Genomic DNA, 21842 nt, shown 5'->3' with positions numbered 1-21842 from the left:
TTGAAGACACCCTCTTCCCGGGCAATTGGGCGTAAGTAGAAGTCATGTCCGCTCGTGTGCTAGAATAGATTTGGGATAGGGACAAATAAGTACTATAGAAAGAGGGGCCAGGGTGCATTTTATATCGGATATCATCAGTCAATTGCTTCTATGGGTTGAAAGTCTAGGTTATTTCGGAATTATGCTGGGCTTAATGATTGAGGTTATACCTAGTGAAATTGTGCTTGCATACGGAGGATTTTTGGTTTCCTCAGGGAATATCAGCTTTTGGGGAGCCGTGGTATTCGGGGTAATCGGCGGTGTAATCGCACAGTTGTTTGTTTACTGGATCGGACGTTATGGCGGCAGACCTGTACTCGAGAGATACGGAAAATATATTTTTATTCATAAAAAGCATATCGATGCGGCGGAAGCGTGGTTTAGTAAATACGGCTCCGGCGTTATTTTCACCGCCCGGTTTATTCCGGTAGTTCGCCATGCCATTTCGATTCCGGCGGGAATCTCCAAAATGAATATTTGGCGCTTCACGTTGTTGACGACGCTGGCAACGATTCCGTGGTCGATCCTGTTTATTTATCTCGGATCTGTCCTCGGCGATCAATGGGAGAATGTTAATGAAAAGGCAGGGCCTTACGTCACTCCGATTTTGCTTGTTGCGCTGGCGCTTTTAATCGTGTATTTTGTTATCAAAATGGTGAAATCCAGATCCGGGAAGGGGACGAAATAAATGGCAGTCCAATTGGCGGACAAATTGGATACGGGGATTTCCCCACAGCAGTTTATTGACGGGATGCAAAAAAACCAGGAGGAATTCAAGGCCGGTTACGATCAGTTTGCTTGGGGGAACGAAGAAGACCGCAAGTTTTTTGAAAGCCTGAAATTCAGGGACGACCTGCGGGTATTGATTCTGGCGGCGGACTGGTGCGGCGATGTCGTGCGCAACGTGCCGGTGGTGTTCCGCGCGCTTGAAACCGCGGAAATTCCTACCGAAGTTCTGATTCTGGAAGAGAATTTTGATGTGATGGACCAGTTCTTGACGATGGGCGGGCGAAGCGTACCTGTGGTCATTTTTACGGATACTGGGGGTCATGTGTTGGGAAAATGGGGGCCTCGTCCCGACCATGTGCAGCAAATTATGGTCCGGTTCAAGCAGGAGAACCCCGATCGGGAAGCTCCCGATTACGAGGCAAAAATGGCCGAGTGCCGCAAAGAGCTTATTGCAGCTTACGGGAAAGGAACCGAACATCATGCGGTCATCATCAAAGAACTGCGTGAACTGGTTTCGGGGTTTTAACGCGGAATATGCTTAACATTCAAACTTTCTCCCTCGGTCCGCTGCAGACCAATGCTTACCTGCTTACGGGAGAAGATCCCGGCCGTGCGGTTATTATTGATCCGGGAATGAATCCCGGCGCCCTCATCAAAAAAATCGAGCCGCTGGAGATCGAAGCGATTTTGTTGACGCATGCGCATTTCGACCATATGGGCGGCGTGGAAGAAATCCGTAAGTTGAAAAACTGCCCGGTATACCTGCATGATCTGGAAGCGGACTGGCTTGAAAATCCGAAGCTGAACGGTTCGCTGAATTGGCCGCAGGTTTCGCCGCCGCTTGCAACGGCTCCCGCCGAATATGCACTTGAAGAAGGACAGAAGCTTGAGCTGATCGGACATTCTTTCAAGGTATATCACACTCCGGGCCATTCTCCGGGTAGCGTCAGCTTCCTCTGCGGGGATGATCTTTTCTCGGGCGATGTGCTTTTCAAGCTCGGTGTCGGCAGAACGGATTTGTACGGGGGCAGGGAACGGGATTTGCTGGATTCGATTCATAACAAGCTTTTTACCTTCAAGGATGAAGTGAAAGTGTACCCCGGTCATGGACCGAAGACCACGATCGGCTATGAACGCGCCCATAATCCTTATGTTTCCTGAAACAACTTATTCCGCCCCTTTTCTCGACAGAAATCGAGGAAAGGGCTGGACAAATGATTACAATTTTGCTACAATGATGTCAACTTAATGTTATATTTTCATTTTCATTTTCATTTTCATTTACATTTGCGAAGCACGCAAGCTGCGGATCAATCCCGGTTTGCGTTCTTTTTACTTTACGCGAAATATTTCAATTTCATCATGCCTGTAATACCTTTTCTTATCCGCTGAGAAACGATCGATGGAACGATTGGCTTAGTTGCGAACCGCTTCATGCCAAGCTACAGCGCTTGGAAACCCGCACCGGCCCCAACCTACGGAAGACCCATTTTCTGGCCCTCCTCTCTGGTCATCCTCGCCTCTCTTGGCTACCCTCATGTTCCATCTATAATCTTTATAAGAGGCTGCCGGGTTAAATTTCGGATTGAGGCTTGCAGGAGGCTGGAATGATCTGTTACTCTAAATATAACGGTTACTGGGTATGGGCTGTGCAGAATTGAGTCTTTTTGCTTAGTTTTCTATGAGTTTCCGTAGACAGGCCTACTTTTTTTTAGTAGACTATACAAACAATAAAGGACATCTAGGAGGTAGACGATGCTGCAACTAGGGGAGAAGATAGTAATCGTCGCGGACGCCTTTGAGCAGAACCTTCCTATAGGGGAATACGGTTATCTGATTGCTTATGACCGGAATCCGGACAATGCGTTTGATTATGTGATCCGGGTACCTAAGATTAACCGAAACTTTTTCGTGCCATCGGGTGATGTTCAGCCAGAGGAGCTGCTCATTCAGCATGAAGTGGAGATGACCACGCGGGAAGCGCTGATCGATTACGCCCTTGCGACATATAACGAAAAGCTGTTTCATCAAATTATGAACGGCGAAGAAGAACAGGAAGAAGAAGAGTCAGCACCTGAGGTGCTTTCACAGGCAGAGTTTATCAAGCAAGTCAATTTGCGCGCCTGGATTTAAGAATAGAGTCGGCCTATGGCCGGCTCTTTTTTAATAGCGAAAAGAAGGTATGACCTTTTAGGAAATTCAGAGTGAGTCTATTGGAGGTGGAAGTTAGCAACCTTAGCTTGTTTGAAGTCGTCTGATACACAGAAGTAAGTATAGAAATAAGTCATTTGATACATAGAAGTAAGTCATTTGATATACAAAGTACTGATATACAGAAGTAAGTGATTGATGTACAGAAGTGAGTCATTAAAATACAGAAGTAAGTGATTGATGTACAGAAGTGAGTCATTAAAATACAGAAGTAAGTGATTAATATACAGAAGTAAGTGATTGAAATACAGAAGTAAGCGATTGATATACAAATTGAAATACAGAAGTAAGTCAAATTAATATGATCGAAGTTGTCTCATCTTAAGCGAACAGAAAATCAAGCAAAAATTTGAGTGGGCACATGCGGGATGAATAGGCTTATACTCTAAATAAATGCAAAAGTGCAGTTTTTGGAGCTTAAATAGCGAGGATTATATTAAATGGTTGCGAAAGTGCATCTATTTTCTCATTTGAGAGGCGCGTGTTCCTATAACAACGAAAAAAAAGTGTATTATCGCAATTTTTTTCCTGAAATCGGGCTATTATACTTGGAAAACCTGCACTTTCGCAACAATTTCGAATTCAGCCTCGTCACAGCGCATCACAGTACATCATAGCGAATCAATGTATATCACGCTGCAGCACGTTAAATCACGTCAAAGCACACAGCACATTAAAAGCACATCACAGCGCATCATATTGCTACAGCGCATCACAGTATAACACGCCGCAGCACGTTAAATCACGTCAAAGCACGCAGCACATTAAAAGCACATCACAGCGCATTCATATTGCTACAGCGCATCACAGTATAACACGCCGCAGCACGTTAAATCACGTCAAGGCACACAGCACATTAAAAGCACATCACAGCGTATCATATTGCTACAGCGCATCACAGTATAACACGCCGCAGCACGTTAAATCACGTCAAGGCACACAGCACATTAAAAGCACATCACAGCGTATCATATTGCTACAGCGCATCACAGTATAACACGCCGCAGCACGTTAAATCACGTCAAAGCACGCAGCACGTCAAAGCACGCAGCACGTCAAAGCACGCAGCACGTCAAAGCACGCAGCACGTCAAAGCACGCAGCACGTCAAAGCACGCAGCACGTCAAAGCACACAGCACGTCAAAGCACACAGCACGTAAAGCACATCCCAGCACACCACAGCGCATCCGAGCACACACGTCAAGTCACAGCGCATCACAGCGCATCACAACTGACCATAAAAGCAAAAGCCTGCACTAAGAGTCAATCCATAACGAGATCCAAGAGTGATTGAGCCTGGGCATAAAACAAGTCAACTCGTATCAATCTTATCTGGCTTGAATTCAGACAGCTGGCTGCATGATGAAAAATGACTGCTCGTGCAGGCTTTTGAACTGGATTAGATACTTCATCCTCAAAAATTCACTTTTTTTAATCTATCGCACCCAAGCTTTTAATCTTCTACTCTTGATGTGAGCATCATTGAAAGAAGTTAACTTTCGGTCATTGAAAATGAAGGTGCATTTGCCCCAAAGGGGTACCGATACTTGCAAGCCGATCCCCCATATTTACCGTAAATTATTTAGCCTCATGAAGCATCCCGAACACCTGCTCAACATCCTTGTCCCCGCGTCCCGAGAGGTTCACGATGATCACCTGGTCGCGGCTGAGCTGCGGCGCCAGCTTCAGGGCATGCGCAACGGCATGGGCGCTCTCCAATGCGGGAATGATGCCTTCAGTCTTCGACAGCACCTGGAATGCATTCAGCACCTCTTCGTTTGTCACGGTGACGTATTCTGCCCGGCCGCTAACTTTCAGATGGCTGTGTTCCGGACCGATGCCCGGGTAATCCAAGCCGGCTGCAATGGAGTATGTCGGCGCCGGGTTGCCTTCCTCATCAAGCAAAACAAGACAGCGGAATCCGTGAAGTACAGCAGGTACGCCTTGATTCAGCGTCGCGGCTTGATCCGGTTCTACACCGATGAGACGGACGGCAGGCTCGTCTATGTAATGGGCGAACGAACCGATCGCGTTGCTTCCTCCGCCGACGCATGCCAGGACGGCATCCGGCAGTTTGCCTTCCTTGTCGATGATTTGGCGTTTGGATTCCTCGCTGATGACAGATTGAAAATGTTTTACCATCGACGGGAACGGATGCGGGCCTACCGCAGAGCCAAGCAGGTAGAAGGTCGTCTCGTAATTTTCGACGAGATCGTTTAGAGCTTCGTCAACGGCGTCTTTAAGCCGGCCTTGTCCTTTGGTTACCGATACGACTTTAGCGCCAAGCAGTTCCATACGGAATACGTTCAACGCTTGGCGCCGGACATCTTCGGCCCCCATGTAAACGATGCATTCCATTTCGAACATGGCGCATACGGTTGCGGTTGCGACGCCATGCTGTCCCGCTCCGGTTTCAGCAATGACGCGGTGCGCACCCATACGTTTCGCGAGCAGGATTTGCCCGATGACGTTGTTGATTTTATGGGATCCGGTATGATTCAGATCTTCGCGCTTCAAATAAATTTTGGCTCCGCCAAGCTTTTTGCTCAAGTGTTTGGCATATGTGAGAGGACTTTCCCGACCGACAAATTCCCGCAAATACGTTTTGAATTCCTCAATAAATTCAGGATCGTTTTTATAATGTTCAAATGCTTCGGCCAGACGGTCCAAAACACCCTGCAGCTGCGGCGGAACATAACTTCCTCCGAATTCACCGAACATGCCTGGTTGTGTGATTTCCGTGTTCAAGCGATAACCCTCCCTAGTGCGCGCTTTGCGCAAATAATTAATAATTTGGTATATTTTAGCCCATTAAAGCGCCTGCGTCCATAAATATTTGTTGAAACAACGCGGGGCCATTATGTAAACAAACACCCATTACGCATACCCATTACGCATCGGGAGATGCGGTTGGAAAAGCTCGTCGCGCCATCAGAAGCCATTTTACTTTTCCCCCTAAAAAGTCCCTCTCTTCATCAGGAATCGCGGCGGAGAGTTTTACATAAGCATTTTACAGGATCAGAAAAAGACGATATACTCCTTTTGGTACCAAGAAAAATAAAATAGTTTCTATGTTACCGAATTCATAGATATCAGGAGGGCAGACATGAAAGATAAACTGCAGCAAGCCGCACTGGCGCTGCTGACTCAAAAAGGGTTGAAATTTACGATGGGTGATCTCGCGGCATATCTCGGGATCAGCAAACGTACGATTTATGAGCATTTCGCTTCAAAGGAAGAGATCATTAGCTCGATTGTGGATGATGCAGTTGAAGAAGTGCTGCAAACGCAGCGCCGCATTTATGAAGATGAGGATTGGAGCATAGTGCGGAAAATAAAAGCCATTTTGTCGATCGTTCCGAGTGGTCTGCGGCTTGTTGACGCGAGATTGCTGGAGGAGATGAAACGTTACGCCCCGCAGGAGTGGAGGAAGATTGATTCTCTGCTGCAGGAGGAATGGGGGACCGTCGAGATACTGCTTCATCAGGGAATCGAAAGCGGCGAGCTGCGCCCCGTTCATGTACCGACGGTTATAGAGTGTATGCGCGGAGCAACATTTGCCATCTATAATCCGGATTTTCTGATGAATACGACGGTATCTCTGACGAGCGCCGTTGAATCAATGGTTGATATGTTGATGCATGGTATTGTTTCGCCTGCAAACGAAGATGAAGTGGGCAGCAATCCATCCGGAAAGGAATTGATTGAATAATGGCTTGGGTTTATTTGTTTTTTGCGATTGCGCTTGAAATTGGGGGCACTGTGTCGATGAAGCTGTCAAACGGTTTTACCAGAATGGTCCCGTCTATTCTTATGATCGTATTGTATATTTTGGCTTTTTCCAGCTTAAATATGGCGCTGAAGCAAGTACCTGTCAGCGTTGCTTATGCCATCTGGTCCGGCCTGGGCACAGCAGCTATTGCCGTCATCGGTTATATGTACTTCCAGGAATCGATGACGCTTATCAAAGCGATCTCGATCCTCTTGATCATTCTTGGAGTCCTCGGACTTAACTTGGGAGACAGTGGCCACGAGTCCAATCGGGCTGGCAAGTCTTCAGCAGGAAATGGGACCGAGATACAAACGGAGCTCGCGGTGGAGGGTAACGCGAAGCAGCGTGGCGAACATTAGAAAAGGGGGGGCTTTGAAATGAACGGGTTGATCAAAAGAGAACCATCGATGCGTATCTTGAAATGGTTTTTTCTGTTGACCGATATATCGTTTATCCTTTATTTCAGTGCGACGGCACTTAGGCTCATCCCTCCGGAGTGGGCTTATTCCGATTACAGCAATCCGATTCTGATCGCATGGAACTGGTCGTTTTTTCCGATAGATATGCTGGTCTCGGTGACTGGCCTAACGGCGCTTTATTTATACCGCAACCGATCACCAGTATGGAAATCCGCAGCTTTGATTTCGCTTGTCCTGACTTTTTGTTCCGGCATGATGGCCATATCATACTGGGGGATTCGGCAGGAGTTTGATCCTGCATGGTGGATTCCGAATCTGTTTCTAATGATCTATCCGTTATTTTTTAAGATTATAGAATTTATAAATTTTCAGCGAAGCTGAACAATTCTATAATCGCAAGAAAAACATCCGCTAAATGCGGTCTGTCTTCCTAGAAAGTACGTCGATAGACGTTTTTGTTATACGGAAATTCTGGAAATCGGCATTTGTCCCCGAAGTACCCGGAGGCATATAAGTCCGTACTGATCTGAAGCGGTCAATTGACACCACAGATGCTCAAAAAACAAAGCGGAGCGCCAGAAAGTATCTGCGCCTGGGATAAGCCGTGGATTGAATTGTCACAGGTTCTACAATATAATTAGAAACGTTATCCTGAGGCTTTAATCCTTTAACATATAAGAAGATGGACTAAGGAGGAGTTGGAATTATGAGCATCACCAATCAAGACGTTCAGCATGTGGCCAAGCTTGCCCGGCTCAATTTGAGTACGGATGAAGAGCAGATGTTCACAGAACAGCTGAACGCTATTTTACAATATGCCGAAAAATTAAATGAACTCGATACGGACGGCGTCGAGCCTACAACTCATGTTCTGCCTGTCAGCAATGTGATGCGTGAGGATGTGCAGCGCGAAAGCCTGCCGATCGAAAAGGTCATGGCAAACGCGCCAGAGGAAGAAGACGGACAATTTAAAGTTCCGGCCGTACTTGAATAGAAGGTTTTTTATATGAAAGGAGGAGCGCAACTTGAGCCTGTTAAATCAAAATCTGAAAGAAATACATAGCAAGCTTCATGACAAGGAGCTTTCTGTACAGGAGCTGGTGGAAGACACATTCCGCACGATTTCGGAACGAGACGACCGCATCGGCGCTTATCTGACCTTGAATGAAGAGGGAGCCAGAAACGACGCACGCCGCTTGGATGACAAACTGGCATCCGGAAAAGAGCGCGGACTGCTTTTTGGTCTGCCTGCCGGCATCAAGGACAATATCGTAACGGAGGGAATCCGTACCACCTGCGCCAGCCAATTTTTGTCGAACTTTAATCCTGTTTACGACGCTACCGTTGTGCGCAAACTGCGGAGCGCGGATGCCGTAACCATCGGAAAACTGAATATGGACGAATTTGCGATGGGAGGCTCCAACGAAAATTCAAGCTTCCATCCGGTTCGCAATCCATGGAACCCGGAATACGTTCCGGGCGGTTCCAGCGGCGGCTCTGCGGCTTCGGTCGCTGCGGGCGAGGCTTATTTTGCCCTCGGTTCGGATACCGGCGGTTCGATTCGCCAGCCGGCTTCTTATTGCGGTGTCGTTGGCTTGAAGCCGACTTACGGACTCGTATCCCGTTTCGGTCTGGTAGCATTCGCTTCATCGCTGGATCAAATCGGACCATTGACCAAAAACGTCGAGGACGCTGCTTATGTCCTGCAGGCGATTGCCGGTTACGATCATATGGATTCCACGTCCGCCAACGTGGACATTCCGGATTACTTAAGCGCCTTGACCGGAGACGTCAAAGGTTTGCGTGTCGCCGTACCTAAAGAGTATATGGGAGAAGGCGTCGATGCAGCCGTGAAGGAAAGCGTGCAAGCTGCGCTGAAAGTGCTCGAAAGCATGGGGGCGGTTGTCGAAGAAGTGTCTCTGCCCCATACCGAATACGCGGTAGCCGCTTATTATTTGCTTGCTTCTTCTGAAGCGTCTTCCAACCTGGCCCGTTTCGACGGCGTGCGTTATGGCGTACGTGCCGGACAATCCGGAAATCTGCTGGATCTGTATCATGAATCCCGAAGCCAAGGTTTTGGCCCTGAGGTCAAACGCCGGATCATGCTGGGTACTTATGCGCTTAGCTCCGGTTATTACGATGCGTTTTATTTAAAGGCGCAAAAGGCACGTACGTTGATCAAACGTGATTTTGATCAGGTATTTGAACAATACGATGTCATTATCGGACCTACGGCTCCAACGACGGCCTTTAAGCTGGGGGCCCAAGTAGACGATCCGCTGACTATGTATCTGAACGATATTTTGACCATCCCGGTAAGTCTTGCCGGCGTTCCTGCGATCAGCGTTCCTTGCGGTTTCTCCGGTGGCCTGCCTGTCGGCCTGCAAATTATCGGCAAACCATTTGACGAGGCGACGGTACTGCGCGTAGCGGGAGCTTTCGAACAAAACACCGGTCACCATAAACAGCGGCCTAACCTGTAGAAATCGGCTTAAAGAGGTTGTTCAAAAAGTCCGCTTTTGATCACGAAGTGAATCAGGAAGCAAAATCAGCATCGAATCTTGAATTCAGCCGGGCCTTCCGGTGCTCACGTACCCAAAACGTACGTTCCGCTCCTTTCGTCCCTAACTTCATCCAACCTTCTCGGTGCTGAAAACCGACCTTTTTGAACACGAACTTTAAAGGAGGGAATAACCATGTCATCTTCAAAATACGAAACTGTCATTGGACTTGAGGTACACGTCGAGCTGAAGACCGAGTCCAAAATTTTTTGCGGCTGTTCGACCGAGTTCGGCGCTCCGCCCAATACGCATACGTGCCCAATCTGCCTGGGCCATCCCGGCGTGCTGCCGGTACTAAACAAACAGGCGGTAGAATACGCGGTTAAAGCGGCGATGGCGCTGAATTGCGAAATTGCGGATGTGAGCAAATTCGACCGTAAAAACTATTTTTACCCGGATTCGCCAAAAGCTTATCAAATTTCCCAGTACGATCAGCCGATCGGGCAGCATGGTTGGATCGATATCGAGGTGGATGGCCAAACGAAACGGATCGGCATCACCCGTCTTCATTTGGAGGAAGATGCGGGCAAGCTGACGCATATCGACGGAGGGTATGCATCGCTGGTGGACTTTAACCGCGTCGGAACGCCGCTCGTGGAAATCGTATCGGAACCTGAAATCTCTTCGCCGGAAGAAGCACGCGCTTATTTGGAAAAGCTGCGCGCCATCATGCAATACTGCGAAGTGTCCGACGTGAAAATGGAAGAGGGCTCCATGCGCTGCGATGCTAACATCAGTATCCGCCCTTACGGCCAAAAGGAATTCGGCACACGCGCCGAGCTGAAAAACATGAACTCCTTCCGCGGCGTGCAAAGGGGTCTCGAATATGAAGAATACCGCCAGGCCGAAATTTTGGATGAAGGCGGAGTTGTCGTACAGGAAACCCGCCGCTGGGATGAAGCGCAGGGCAAAACCCTCTCGATGCGCGGCAAGGAAGAAGCGCATGATTATCGCTACTTCCCCGATCCGGATTTGGTGAAGATCTATATCGATCAAGAGTGGAAGGATCGCATACGCGTTTCGATTCCGGAACTGCCGGATGCCCGCAAGGCGCGTTACACTTCCGAATACGGTCTTCCAAGCTACGATGCGGAGGTTATTACTTCCTCGAAGCCGATCGCGGACCTGTTCGAGGACAGCCTGAAATACACGCAGGATGCAAAATCCGTGTCCAACTGGATTATGGGCGAGCTTCTTGGCTATCTCAACAGCAACAACCTGGAATTCTCCGATGTGAAATTGACAGGTCAAGGATTGGGTGAAATGATCGGCCTCATCGAAAAAGGAACGATCAGCACCAAAATCGCCAAAACCGTTTTCAAGGAAATGCTCGAAAGCGGCAAGCTTCCGCAGCAAATCGTCGAAGAAAAGGGACTGGTGCAAATCAGCGACGAAGGTGCCATCAAATCTATCGTCGAGCAGGTGGTAGAGGCGAATCCGCAATCCGTCGAGGATTACAGAGCGGGCAAGCAAAAAGCCATCGGCTTCCTGGTCGGCCAAGTCATGAAAGAGAGCAGAGGGAAAGCCAATCCTGCGATCGTGAACAAACTGTTGGAAGAAGTGCTCAAGCAGTAAACCAGGGAACGGGTCTTTGGCTTGTCCGCCGGACAAGCCTTTTTTTTAATATAAGAATGGGGTCCCCGCAAAGTAATCGGAATAAGCCTCGAAGGCTGCATGTCACTTTGTGGGGTTATTAAAAAATTCCGGGGTCCCCGCAAAGTAATCGGAATAAGCTACGAAGGCTACACGTCACTTTGTGGGGTTATATTTACTGGTCTTTTTTTCATTTGCGGCGTATAGCCTGAATAGGAGGAGCCTATGATCATCAAGCTATCATTGCAGGATGACGATATGGTGGACCAAATTTGGAGATTGCAGCATATTGCTTACAGAATCGAAGCTGAAAAAATCGGGTTTTATGATATCCCGCCGCTGCTTGACACGCATGAAACACTACAGAATTGCGGAGAAACCTTTTACGGCTGCTTGAGTGAAGATGGGGAACTCATCGGAGCCGTTGCAACTGCGCATGAAAGTCCCGGCTCGCTGACGTTGATGCGTATGATGGTGCATCCGGATCATTTCCGCAAGGGAATCGCGGGCAGACTGATCCGCCACGTTCTGGACGAACATCTGAATATTCCGCTGTTTATCGTGTCCACAGGCGCCAAAAACGAACCAGCGGTAGCGCTATATCTTAAGTTTGGTTTTGTTCCTTTTGATACGTTTGAAGTCGCCCCGGGCGTCGAATTGACGACGTTCCATAGACGGGCGGGGAAATTGGCGTAAGTTCAGGAAAACACTGTCTTCAAGGCTAGCGCACTGCATAATAGGGAGAGATATGCTTTGGCGGATCCATGGTATATTGATAATACGCATATATTGCTGAGGCTGCTTTTGTCTGTTCTGCTGGGCGGACTTGTAGGTTTGGAGCGGGAGCGTTCCAATCATGCAGCCGGACTTCGAACCCATATATTGGTCTGTATGGGGTCGACATTAATCATCATGTTGTCCATTTACGGATTTTCCGCATTCGTGCATGAAGTGAATATCCGTATCGATCCTGCGAGACTGGCATCGGCCGTCATTACAGGAGTCGGTTTTTTGGGGGCGGGAACGATTTTGTTCACGGGCAAATCCATTACAGGTTTGACAACCGCCGCTTCCATATGGGTTATTGCTGCTGTCGGGCTGGCGATCGGAGCTGGCTTTTATTTCGCATCGATTATGGCAACGCTTCTGATTCTTCTGACTTTGGTTGTGTTTAACAAGCTGGAGCAGCGTTATATCCGCAGCAGTAAGCTCCATCTCATATCGATATATGCGACTTCGGTGCCCGGACTTATGGAAACCGTTTCTGGATTGCTTGAGGAAGAGGATATTACGGTCAAAAAAGCCGTGATCAACGAGCGAAGCATCGCGCCATATGGCGAATTGCAGCCTCCTTCCACCAACGTGGAGATATCATTAAACGTTTTAAGCAAAAGGGCTTTTGACCCGCTTACACTTGCCTCCCGTATCCGAAAATTGGAAGGAGTCTCCATGGTTTCGATTGATTAAAGCGCAGTTTCACCCCCTACGATAGGGGGTTTTTTGTTGGAATGATTTTTGCATTTAGAGGATGAACATCCATATATTTACCTGTTATTGTCCTTGTTATATAGGGTACTATCATAGAATGAACGATAGCAGTAACGAGAGAAGCGGCCGTTCATCTTGGAAGCGGAAGGGAGCTGGGAAGGATGCATAGCGTCAGAAGAACCGGGGGACCGGGAAGAAGCAGGACAGATGATCGTGATCTGCGCGAACAACCCGCTGCAGTCCGCACCCGGCGCATGTTTTCCCGAAAACGGAAATTTACCGCGGGGCTGCTGGCCGCCATATGCCCGGGACTTGGTCATGTTTACCTCGGCCTATACCGCAAAGGGGTTGCGTTTATGTTTACCCTGCTTTTGGACGCGTCGGCCCTTTTATATTTTTCATCCATCGGAATGCAGATCAATGTGCCATTGCTGATCCTATTGGCTTTGGTGATACCTGTGGCTTATTTTTACAATGTGTATGATGTGCTGCAGGCCGCGGATTTTGTTATTTTGCGCAGGGCGCAAACATCCGATAAAGACAATGGGGAAGTGGAGGCTTACCGGAATCCTTTTTCGGTTGAACGAGGTCCGTTTTTCGGGATTATGCTGATCGTCGGCGGGGCGTTGATGTTTGCTTTTTATCAGAAACCAGGCTGGCTGCAGTTTTATATAGAACATTACAGTAAAATAACGGTGGCAGCCGTTTTGATCGCCGCAGGGTTGTGGGCGGGAATCCGGGAAGTCTGGATTCTTTGGAAACAGCGGCGGTCTGAGCAATCCCGGGAGGGAGAAAGATGATTGCAGAAGCATATCGAATGGGGGTGGTTTGATGAGCCGTAGACGGAGAATGCGGGCCGGGAGATTTACGGCTGTCCTCCTGCTCATTGCAACCGGTGTGCTGCTTCTTATCGATGCGCTGTATGGTACGGAATATTTACTGCTCCTGCCGAAATGGTGGCCGCTGCTGGCCGTACTTTGGGGAATAGAATCCATGGTGCTTTATTTCGCGGCATGGAGAACCAAGGCAGCGGGGCGAAGGGTTCAATTAGATCTGCGCGGCGTACTGCTGGCACTCGTTTTGTCGGCATCGGTGTTTATCGTAACGGAACAAAAGCAGTATTTGCATCTTTGGAATAAAGTGAGCCTGAATTTAACGGCAGCCGGCGTGGATTACAGCGAACAAGAGGGAAACAGCGTCGGTAAAGATATGGTTGCCGTTCCTGTGGAGATGGATACTCAAAATATCAATGTAGAAAGCATTAACGGAGATATCGTGGTGCAGCGAGGTCCGGTTACAGATATCGGCGTGCAAGCGGAAACCTGGGTCGATCAGATTACGGGGCCGGAAGCGGAAGTGATCGGAAGGGAGTCCACGCTTGAAATCAACAGAGGCAGCACCATTACTATTCAGACTAAGGCTAAGCCGTACGGCCAATCAGGTAAAAGGCAGCCCCGAATAAACTTGACGATTACACTTCCTGAAGACCGACATTTTGATCTGTCGCTGCGCACGATGAACGGCAGCATCAGCCTACAGCGTGTGGATGCCATCAAGCAAATAACGATGGAGACGGCGAACGGGGAACTAAAAATGGATCATGTGACGGGAAATGTTAAAGGCAGCACATTGAACGGGAAAATCAGCGCTTTTAATGTGACGGGTTCCGTGGATCTCACCACAAGCCAGGGCAATGTGCAGGCAGTGGATATTTCCGATACCGCCACACTTTCCACGCAGGTGGGTAATTTGTCGGTTATCCGTGTGCTAGGGAAAATCGATGCCCGTACCAAAAACGGCAATATCGATATTGCTGATGTCCGTTCCGGCTTAAAGACGGAATCTTTAAATGGAGGCATAACCGTACGTTCCAGCGTGGTGGAAGGAGACTGGGATATCTATAGTGCCGTTGGAGAGCTGAAAGTCATTCTTCCCGAGACAGGAAGTTATGAAGTTGACGGCGTGATCAGCTACGGCGATATCCATAACGAGTTTGCGGAATTTATGGTGGATAAAAAGAATATAATGGGTACAATAGGTTTGGGTGAACATAAGGTTCATATCGAAGGCAACAGCGATTTATTTGTGAATAAATATTGAATCGGAGTGTAATTCCTTGCTTCAAATTCTATCAACGAGAGTCCTTTCGTTGACAAATTTGAAATGATGAACGTACAATAAAGTTATAAAGATTATAAACAGACTAGAGTTATATCCATTTTAAATTCAATGCAGCATATGAATTGCTTAAATTATAAGGCGGTGGGTAAGATGTCGACGCGGGTCGAGCATGCATTGGAACAATTGAAAACGAATGGTGTTCGGATTACGCCCCAGCGTCACGCGATATTGGCTTACCTCATGGATTCCATGAGTCATCCAACGGCGGATGAGATTTATCGTGCGCTGGAGCCTAAATTTCCGAGCATGAGTGTAGCAACCGTATATAATAACTTGAAAATGCTTATTGAAGCGGGAATGGTCCATGAGTTGACTTATGGAGACAATTCGAGCCGTTTTGACGCGAACGTGGAGGATCACTTCCATGTGATTTGTCAGAAATGCGGCAAAATCGAAGATTTCAGCTACCCCTCCCTTCATGATGTGGAGCAGACTGCCGAGAAAAGCACGGGCTTTCAGATCCAGGGTTTGCGTATGGAACTGTACGGGGTTTGCAGCAGCTGCAAAAATAAGTGAAGCATCCGTTTCATGGTTCTGTTTTGAAAAAACGTGCGGATTCCTGTAATGGATTCCCGCGTTTTTTTATTTAAGGAAGGTCGCAAGTATGCGTTTAAATCGAAAAATGCACGTTCAAGGCGCTGGATGCCAAGCTTGTTTTCGGAGAGGGAAGCTGTAGGCATCCTGTTTTCTAAAAAAAGTACACATTAATCATAACGGAGGATTAACCTTTGACTAGAAACAGAAAACGCAAGCACCGCTCTTCGGCCAAAAGGCGTTTTTCCATTCTGCTGGGATTATGCTTGGTTGCGGCTGGTGCGTATTTTACGATAACCGAGATTCTTCCGAATCCGCTGCATGAGAAGCCGGATTGGAAGGGGATGGACAAGCCCGTTTTTGTAAAAGGCAAGCTTCTTGATCAATCTGCCGATGGTTCCGGCGAACAGCTGCGGCTCCCTCTGCAGGTGCTTCAGGAGGGGATCGACCCTAATATTCGTTACGAAAAAGGGACGCAGTCGATCATTTTGACGACCCCGGTGCAGGTGATGCATTTACAGACCGGGGAAACGAAAGCGCAGCTGAATAATAAGCAGATACAGCTCTGTTTTGCCCCGGAAGAAAAAAACGGCGTACCGTATATGCCGATCCAGCCGCTGAAGGAGCTGTACGGCATAACTTTTCACGAAGATCCGAATACGGGCGCAATATTGCTGATGAGAGCCGGGGATACGGTACAAATGGGTGAGGTTGTTGGAGAACCTGATTCGAAAACTGCGTTGAGAAAAGGGCCATCCAAGCATGAGCGGATTCTGGCCGACATGCCTGGAGGCACGTCCCTGCGGATTTGGGGATCGGATGACTCTTGGTATTTTGCACAGATGGATAACGGCTATGCCGGTTATGTGCCGAAAACAAAGGTAACGCTGGGAGAAAAGAAGACGGTTCCTGACGTACCTCAACCTCCGACCCAAGCCGAGCGAAGCTGGCAAGGCAAACCGGTGAACCTGGCTTGGGAGGCCGTTTATAAGAAAAAGCCCGATCCTTCTGTCATCGATCAGTTATCCGGGGTCAATGTCGTCAGCCCAACCTGGTTTAGCATCATTGACAAAGAAGGGAATGTTCGCAGTAAGGCGGACACGGCTTATGTAGAGAAAGCCCATGAGCAGGGGATTGATGTTTGGGGGCTTTTGGATAATAGCTTTGATCCGGATATAACATCCAGCGCGATGGCCACATATGAAACAAGGCTTAACGCAATCAACCAGACGATCCAGTTTGCGAAGATGTACCATTTGGACGGCATTAATCTGGATTTTGAAAATGTAAAAACGAAAGACGGGGAAAATGTATCCCAGTTTGTCCGTGAGCTGAAGCCGCTGGCGCGGGCCAAGGGTTTGATCGTTTCAGTGGATGTAACGCCGAAATCAGGCAGCGAAATGTGGTCGCGTTTTTTGGACCGGCGTTCGCTGGGCGAAACGGCGGATTTCGTCGTACTAATGGCATATGACGAACATTGGGCGTCCAGTCCGAAAGCAGGCTCTGTCTCATCTCTGCCATGGGCGGAAGATGCAGTCCGCAAAATTCTTGAAGAAGACGATGTCCCGCCGGAGAAATTGATATTGGCCGTTCCGCTGTATACACGGATCTGGTCCGAGGAAATCAAGGACGGCAAAACGAAAGTGTCATCAAAGGCGGTCGGCATGAAAACCGTAAAGGATATCATCGCGGAGAAAAAGCTGAAACCCCAATATCTGGACGACGTCAAACAAAATTACGTGGAATATACGGAAGATGGCGTTTTGAAGAAAATCTGGATCGAAGATAAAACCTCGCTGGCAGAAAGAGTGAAGCTGGCAAAAGAACTTGAGCTTGGCGGTGTAGCGGCATGGACCCGCAGTTTTGGAACCCAGGATGCCTGGGAGGTTCTTAAAGATATTTCATCGAAATGAGCACTTATATCTTATGATTGAATCATTAAAAAACCGGTCTTCCCGAAAAGGATGGCCGGTTTTTTAACATATCAGAAAGTATAAACTTCCGGGGTCCCCGCAAAGTATTTGGAATAAGCATCGAAGCATAGGCTCCACTTTGTGGGGTTATTTAGGGTTGGTGGTTATATTCTGGATGATGTCAAAAACGCAAAAAGTTGAATTCCGGTTCCTCAAGCTGCAGTAATTGTTTCGTGCCGAGTTCTGATGCGGATTATCGTGGCTGGGCAGGCGACGAAGGAGTGGCTTGAGTTTCAAGCTTTTGGCTCTCCTCCAACTCGTCATCCGTTATGGTCGCTTGCCGAAGATCCGTTGTCAGCATTGTGCGGCAGAACATGCAGCGGTCGGTTTTTCCGAGCATCTTCGTCGGTTTATGACATTCGGGACATTCGATTTGCTTTACGCTTGTGGAGAGCATCCCGGCCCAGAAATAAATCCCCAGGCTGCCCATCATGGCGATCAACCCGACGACCAGACCGATGCCGGCGACGATCTTCCCGGCTTGTCCCCAGAAGACGATCCCCGCGGTACCAAGGACCATCAGCCCCATGCCGAGTATTGTAAGCAGCAGTCCCCAGGTGCGGAAGGCGACAATTTTTGCTGTTTTGAAGATCATGGATCACAGGCTCCTATCATCAATTAGTTGGATTGAAAAAAAGAAGGAACTAACAATATTCATGTAGAAGTATATTATAACTGAATTGGCTGCTTTTCGCCAAGGAATGCATGGAGGGAGACATGGATTTGTCCAATTTGTCTTTTATTTATGGAGAGTCGTTTGATGTCGATGCCATAGGAACCATTATATATCGTCAGGAAGCGCATAAATTTGATGGGTCTCTGCTTCATGACTTCGATTTCATCGTTCTCGCCATCCATGAAGAGCAGAATGCGGAGCTGATTGTGGAGCATACGCTGGTTGGGGACTTACCTTGCCAGATTTTGAATGTCAGAGCGGATTCGCTTCAGCGCTGGTTGATTGCCGGGGAAAAGGGAGACATGGTCCGCTATTTTATGGAAGGTGAAATCGTCAAGGATCAAGATGGCAAGCTGACTATGCTGCGCAAGGAATATAACGAATTTGGACAGCCTCTTCGGGATCGGAAAATGTTATATGAGTTTTCGCGATTTTTAAGTATTTATGTCGAAGCAAAACGCTACATGCAGGCCGGGTATGTCATTGACGCGTATCAATGCGTCTTGGATTCTCTGAAGCATTGGGCAAGAATAGAGCTTATCGAGCGCGAGGTTTTGCCTGATAAAGCCGTATGGGAACAGGTAAAGGAACTTAATACGGCAATCTTCAAACTGTATGAGGAATTGACTCAAAGCACGGAAACCATACGGCAGCGTGTGGAACTCGTCCTGCTCGCCTGCGAATTTTCTGTTATGTCCAAGATGGCTGAATGCTCCGCGCTTCTTTTGCAAATATTGAGAAGCAGGCCAAAACCATGGAGTATTGAAGAGTTGATTCATCATCCGGAGCTCATCATGATCAGAAATGAACTGCCGATCGTCATGCGTAAGTTGGTGAACAGATCTTTGGCAAAAGAATCGGTGGTATGGTCGGAGGCTGCGGGATATGGCAGTCAGAGCATACGTTATTCCGCTGAATAAATTCATGTTAGCTGCAAGTGCAAGCGGGGGAGAGAAGGGATGTCGTCTCCCCTTGAATCATGCATATTCGCAATATTTTCGGGAAAGTTAAATGAGGCATTTAATGTTTTAATTAAAGGTTGACTCCCTAATGTTTTATATGTTAAATTATAACTCGCCCCATGAAAGCTTGGGACTGAATGAATCCCGACGATTCGACAAGCAAAAAATCGAACTGAAAAAAAGATCGAAAAAAGTGCTTGACGAAATAGTGGTTCGCGTGATATATTATAAAAGTCGCCGCTGAGATGCGGTGGTGAACAAAATGAAAGATTTTGATCTTTGAAAACTGAACAACGAGTGAGATAAAGGTTTCGGTAACGAAACCAAAACGCAAGATTGTCGGGTTCATGACAACTGTCTGAATCGATGATCAAGCAAATGAGAATTAATTTCTCGTCAGATTCAAAATGAGTCACAAACTTTCTTGGAGAGTTTGATCCTGGCTCAGGACGAACGCTGGCGGCGTGCCTAATACATGCAAGTCGAGCGGACTTGATGAGGAGCTTGCTCCTCTGATGGTTAGCGGCGGACGGGTGAGTAACACGTAGGCAACCTGCCTGCAAGACCGGGATAACTAGCGGAAACGTTAGCTAATACCGGATAATTTATCACTTCGCATGAAGCGGTAATGAAAGACGGAGTAATCTGTCACTTGCAGATGGGCCTGCGGCGCATTAGCTAGTTGGTGAGGTAACGGCTCACCAAGGCGACGATGCGTAGCCGACCTGAGAGGGTGAACGGCCACACTGGGACTGAGACACGGCCCAGACTCCTACGGGAGGCAGCAGTAGGGAATCTTCCGCAATGGGCGAAAGCCTGACGGAGCAACGCCGCGTGAGTGATGAAGGTTTTCGGATCGTAAAGCTCTGTTGCCAGGGAAGAACGACCGTTAGAGTAACTGCTAACGGAGTGACGGTACCTGAGAAGAAAGCCCCGGCTAACTACGTGCCAGCAGCCGCGGTAATACGTAGGGGGCAAGCGTTGTCCGGAATTATTGGGCGTAAAGCGCGCGCAGGCGGTCGCTTAAGTCTGGTGTTTAAGGCCAAGGCTCAACCTTGGTTCGCACTGGAAACTGGGTGACTTGAGTGCAGAAGAGGAGAGTGGAATTCCACGTGTAGCGGTGAAATGCGTAGAGATGTGGAGGAACACCAGTGGCGAAGGCGACTCTCTGGGCTGTAACTGACGCTGAGGCGCGAAAGCGTGGGGAGCAAACAGGATTAGATACCCTGGTAGTCCACGCCGTAAACGATGAATGCTAGGTGTTAGGGGTTTCGATACCCTTGGTGCCGAAGTTAACACATTAAGCATTCCGCCTGGGGAGTACGGTCGCAAGACTGAAACTCAAAGGAATTGACGGGGACCCGCACAAGCAGTGGAGTATGTGGTTTAATTCGAAGCAACGCGAAGAACCTTACCAGGTCTTGACATCCCTCTGACCGGTCTAGAGATAGACCTTTCCTTCGGGACAGAGGAGACAGGTGGTGCATGGTTGTCGTCAGCTCGTGTCGTGAGATGTTGGGTTAAGTCCCGCAACGAGCGCAACCCTTGATTTTAGTTGCCAGCACTTTAAGGTGGGCACTCTAGAATGACTGCCGGTGACAAACCGGAGGAAGGCGGGGATGACGTCAAATCATCATGCCCCTTATGACCTGGGCTACACACGTACTACAATGGCCAGTACAACGGGAAGCGAAGTCGCGAGATGGAGCCAATCCTATCAAAGCTGGTCTCAGTTCGGATTGCAGGCTGCAACTCGCCTGCATGAAGTCGGAATTGCTAGTAATCGCGGATCAGCATGCCGCGGTGAATACGTTCCCGGGTCTTGTACACACCGCCCGTCACACCACGAGAGTTTACAACACCCGAAGTCGGTGAGGTAACCGCAAGGAGCCAGCCGCCGAAGGTGGGGTAGATGATTGGGGTGAAGTCGTAACAAGGTAGCCGTATCGGAAGGTGCGGCTGGATCACCTCCTTTCTATGGAGTACCTCGCTTCCGTAGCGAAGCGGTACAATGTAACGGTCAGCGAAAGCTGCCGGATCACTTTGCGAATGCAAAGTAACCATCTCACTCGTTGCTCAGTTTTGAGAGAGCAAACACTCTTTCAAATCGCCGATTCTGTTCATTCCACTTGTGAGAATGACATGAGAGCCGGTCTTGATCCTTGAAAACTAGATACGAAACGAATTTGCGTTTTAGAAATATCCTTTTAGCTGAACTTGTGTCAAGTGATTGACCAAGTAAGTAAAAAGTAGCAGCGAAAGATTCGTGATAGGTGATCCTTCGTGAGACAGTTTCCACCTTGGTTTTATTCCAATCAAGAAACTGGCGAGCAACAGAGCACTTAGCACGAAACTTGAGCGAATATGGTTAAGCTACTAAGAGCACACGGAGGATGCCTAGGCGCTAGGAGCCGATGAAGGACGTGGCGAACAACGATACTGCCTCGGGGAGCTGTAAGCAAGCTTTGATCCGGGGATGTCCGAATGGGGAAACCCGGCTGATGTAATAGTCAGTCACTCACATCTGAATACATAGGGTGTGAAGAGGCATACCAGGGGAACTGAAACATCTAAGTACCCTGAGGAAGAGAAAACAATAGTGATTCCGTCAGTAGCGGCGAGCGAACGTGGATTAGCCTAAACCGGTCAGCTTGCTGGCCGGGGTTGTGGGACGTCTCACATGGAGTTACAAAGGAATTGGTTA

19 protein-coding genes and 2 rRNA genes (1 of these 21 running past the window's edge) are annotated in these 21842 nt (G+C 48.3%); 19 read left to right on the top strand and 2 right to left on the bottom strand.

Annotated features, from left to right (window positions below):
• Positions 1-112 precede the first annotated feature (112 nt).
• From uptA to L6442_RS28955, 4 genes are all read left to right on the top strand, one after another.
• The gene (gene uptA, locus L6442_RS28970; RefSeq protein WP_237100124.1) at positions 113-727 is read left to right on the top strand and encodes an undecaprenyl phosphate transporter UptA; all 615 of its coding nucleotides are present in this window, start codon (positions 113-115) and stop codon (positions 725-727) included.
• Positions 728-1294 (top strand): thioredoxin family protein, encoded by a 567-nt coding sequence (locus L6442_RS28965; RefSeq protein WP_212979000.1) that lies wholly within the window; start codon positions 728-730, stop codon positions 1292-1294.
• 8 nt (positions 1295-1302) lie between these two features.
• A complete protein-coding gene (locus L6442_RS28960; RefSeq protein WP_212978999.1) occupies positions 1303-1929 on the top strand; it encodes an MBL fold metallo-hydrolase in 627 nt (208 codons plus the stop codon).
• A gap of 594 nt (positions 1930-2523) precedes the next feature.
• Positions 2524-2901, top strand: coding sequence for an ATPase (locus tag L6442_RS28955; RefSeq protein WP_194235549.1), 378 nt, complete (start codon positions 2524-2526; stop codon positions 2899-2901).
• 1656 nt (positions 2902-4557) lie between these two features.
• On the opposite strand, the gene trpB is transcribed toward L6442_RS28955, so the two are convergent.
• Positions 4558-5700, bottom strand: coding sequence for a tryptophan synthase subunit beta (gene trpB, locus L6442_RS28950; protein ID WP_212979109.1), 1143 nt, complete (start codon positions 5698-5700; stop codon positions 4558-4560).
• A gap of 385 nt (positions 5701-6085) precedes the next feature.
• On the opposite strand from trpB, the gene L6442_RS28945 reads away from it, so the two are divergent.
• From L6442_RS28945 to L6442_RS28890, 12 genes are all read left to right on the top strand, one after another.
• Positions 6086-6691, top strand: a complete 606-nt coding sequence (locus tag L6442_RS28945; RefSeq protein ID WP_212978998.1) for a TetR/AcrR family transcriptional regulator — start codon at positions 6086-6088, stop codon at positions 6689-6691.
• Complete coding sequence (locus tag L6442_RS28940; RefSeq protein ID WP_212978997.1) at positions 6691-7110, top strand: DMT family transporter; 420 nt, start codon at positions 6691-6693, stop codon at positions 7108-7110. The genes L6442_RS28945 and L6442_RS28940 overlap by 1 nt, the downstream gene beginning before the upstream one ends.
• Positions 7111-7128: 18 nt before the next feature.
• Positions 7129-7551: a DUF5360 family protein gene (locus L6442_RS28935; protein WP_237100123.1), complete on the top strand. Its 423-nt coding sequence runs from the start codon at positions 7129-7131 to the stop codon at positions 7549-7551.
• 325 nt (positions 7552-7876) lie between these two features.
• Complete coding sequence (gatC, locus tag L6442_RS28930) at positions 7877-8164, top strand: Asp-tRNA(Asn)/Glu-tRNA(Gln) amidotransferase subunit GatC (RefSeq protein WP_194235552.1); 288 nt, start codon at positions 7877-7879, stop codon at positions 8162-8164.
• 31 nt (positions 8165-8195) lie between these two features.
• Complete coding sequence (gene gatA, locus L6442_RS28925; protein WP_212978996.1) at positions 8196-9653, top strand: Asp-tRNA(Asn)/Glu-tRNA(Gln) amidotransferase subunit GatA; 1458 nt, start codon at positions 8196-8198, stop codon at positions 9651-9653.
• A 213-nt stretch (positions 9654-9866) separates the two neighbouring features.
• The gene (gatB, locus tag L6442_RS28920) at positions 9867-11306 is read left to right on the top strand and encodes an Asp-tRNA(Asn)/Glu-tRNA(Gln) amidotransferase subunit GatB (RefSeq protein WP_212978995.1); all 1440 of its coding nucleotides are present in this window, start codon (positions 9867-9869) and stop codon (positions 11304-11306) included.
• 243 nt (positions 11307-11549) lie between these two features.
• Positions 11550-12020: a GNAT family N-acetyltransferase gene (locus tag L6442_RS28915; RefSeq protein WP_212978994.1), complete on the top strand. Its 471-nt coding sequence runs from the start codon at positions 11550-11552 to the stop codon at positions 12018-12020.
• Between the two features lie 57 nt (positions 12021-12077).
• Positions 12078-12791 (top strand): MgtC/SapB family protein, encoded by a 714-nt coding sequence (locus tag L6442_RS28910; RefSeq protein WP_194235632.1) that lies wholly within the window; start codon positions 12078-12080, stop codon positions 12789-12791.
• Between the two features lie 182 nt (positions 12792-12973).
• Positions 12974-13612, top strand: coding sequence for a hypothetical protein (locus L6442_RS28905; RefSeq protein ID WP_194235631.1), 639 nt, complete (start codon positions 12974-12976; stop codon positions 13610-13612).
• 31 nt (positions 13613-13643) lie between these two features.
• Positions 13644-14912: a DUF4097 family beta strand repeat-containing protein gene (locus L6442_RS28900; RefSeq protein WP_212978993.1), complete on the top strand. Its 1269-nt coding sequence runs from the start codon at positions 13644-13646 to the stop codon at positions 14910-14912.
• Positions 14913-15083: 171 nt separating this feature from the next.
• On the top strand, positions 15084-15509 hold the full coding sequence (locus L6442_RS28895) for a Fur family transcriptional regulator (protein WP_194235629.1): 426 nt from the start codon (positions 15084-15086) through the stop codon (positions 15507-15509).
• A 212-nt stretch (positions 15510-15721) separates the two neighbouring features.
• Positions 15722-17440 (top strand): glycosyl hydrolase family 18 protein, encoded by a 1719-nt coding sequence (locus tag L6442_RS28890; RefSeq protein ID WP_212978992.1) that lies wholly within the window; start codon positions 15722-15724, stop codon positions 17438-17440.
• A 253-nt stretch (positions 17441-17693) separates the two neighbouring features.
• On the opposite strand, the gene L6442_RS28885 is transcribed toward L6442_RS28890, so the two are convergent.
• Positions 17694-18095 (bottom strand): YgzB family protein, encoded by a 402-nt coding sequence (locus L6442_RS28885; protein ID WP_194235627.1) that lies wholly within the window; start codon positions 18093-18095, stop codon positions 17694-17696.
• Between the two features lie 122 nt (positions 18096-18217).
• Here L6442_RS28885 and L6442_RS28880 point away from each other — a divergent pair, with 122 nt between their 5' ends.
• The 3 genes from L6442_RS28880 to L6442_RS28870 form a co-directional block, all read left to right on the top strand.
• A complete protein-coding gene (locus L6442_RS28880) occupies positions 18218-19096 on the top strand; it encodes a nucleotidyltransferase-like protein (protein WP_212978991.1) in 879 nt (292 codons plus the stop codon).
• Positions 19097-19559: 463 nt separating this feature from the next.
• A 16S ribosomal RNA gene (locus L6442_RS28875) occupies positions 19560-21113 on the top strand.
• Positions 21114-21504: 391 nt separating this feature from the next.
• Positions 21505-21842, top strand: a 23S ribosomal RNA gene (locus tag L6442_RS28870) (it continues 2591 nt past the right edge of the window).
• The 16S and 23S rRNA genes sit together here, the layout of an rRNA operon.

It is taken from the genome of Paenibacillus azoreducens, assembly GCF_021654775.1.
GTDB classification, from domain to species: Bacteria; Bacillota; Bacilli; order Paenibacillales; family Paenibacillaceae; genus Paenibacillus_AQ; species Paenibacillus_AQ azoreducens.
Note: the sequence above shows the minus strand (reverse complement) of the source record. Positions and strands in the feature narration are given on the sequence as shown.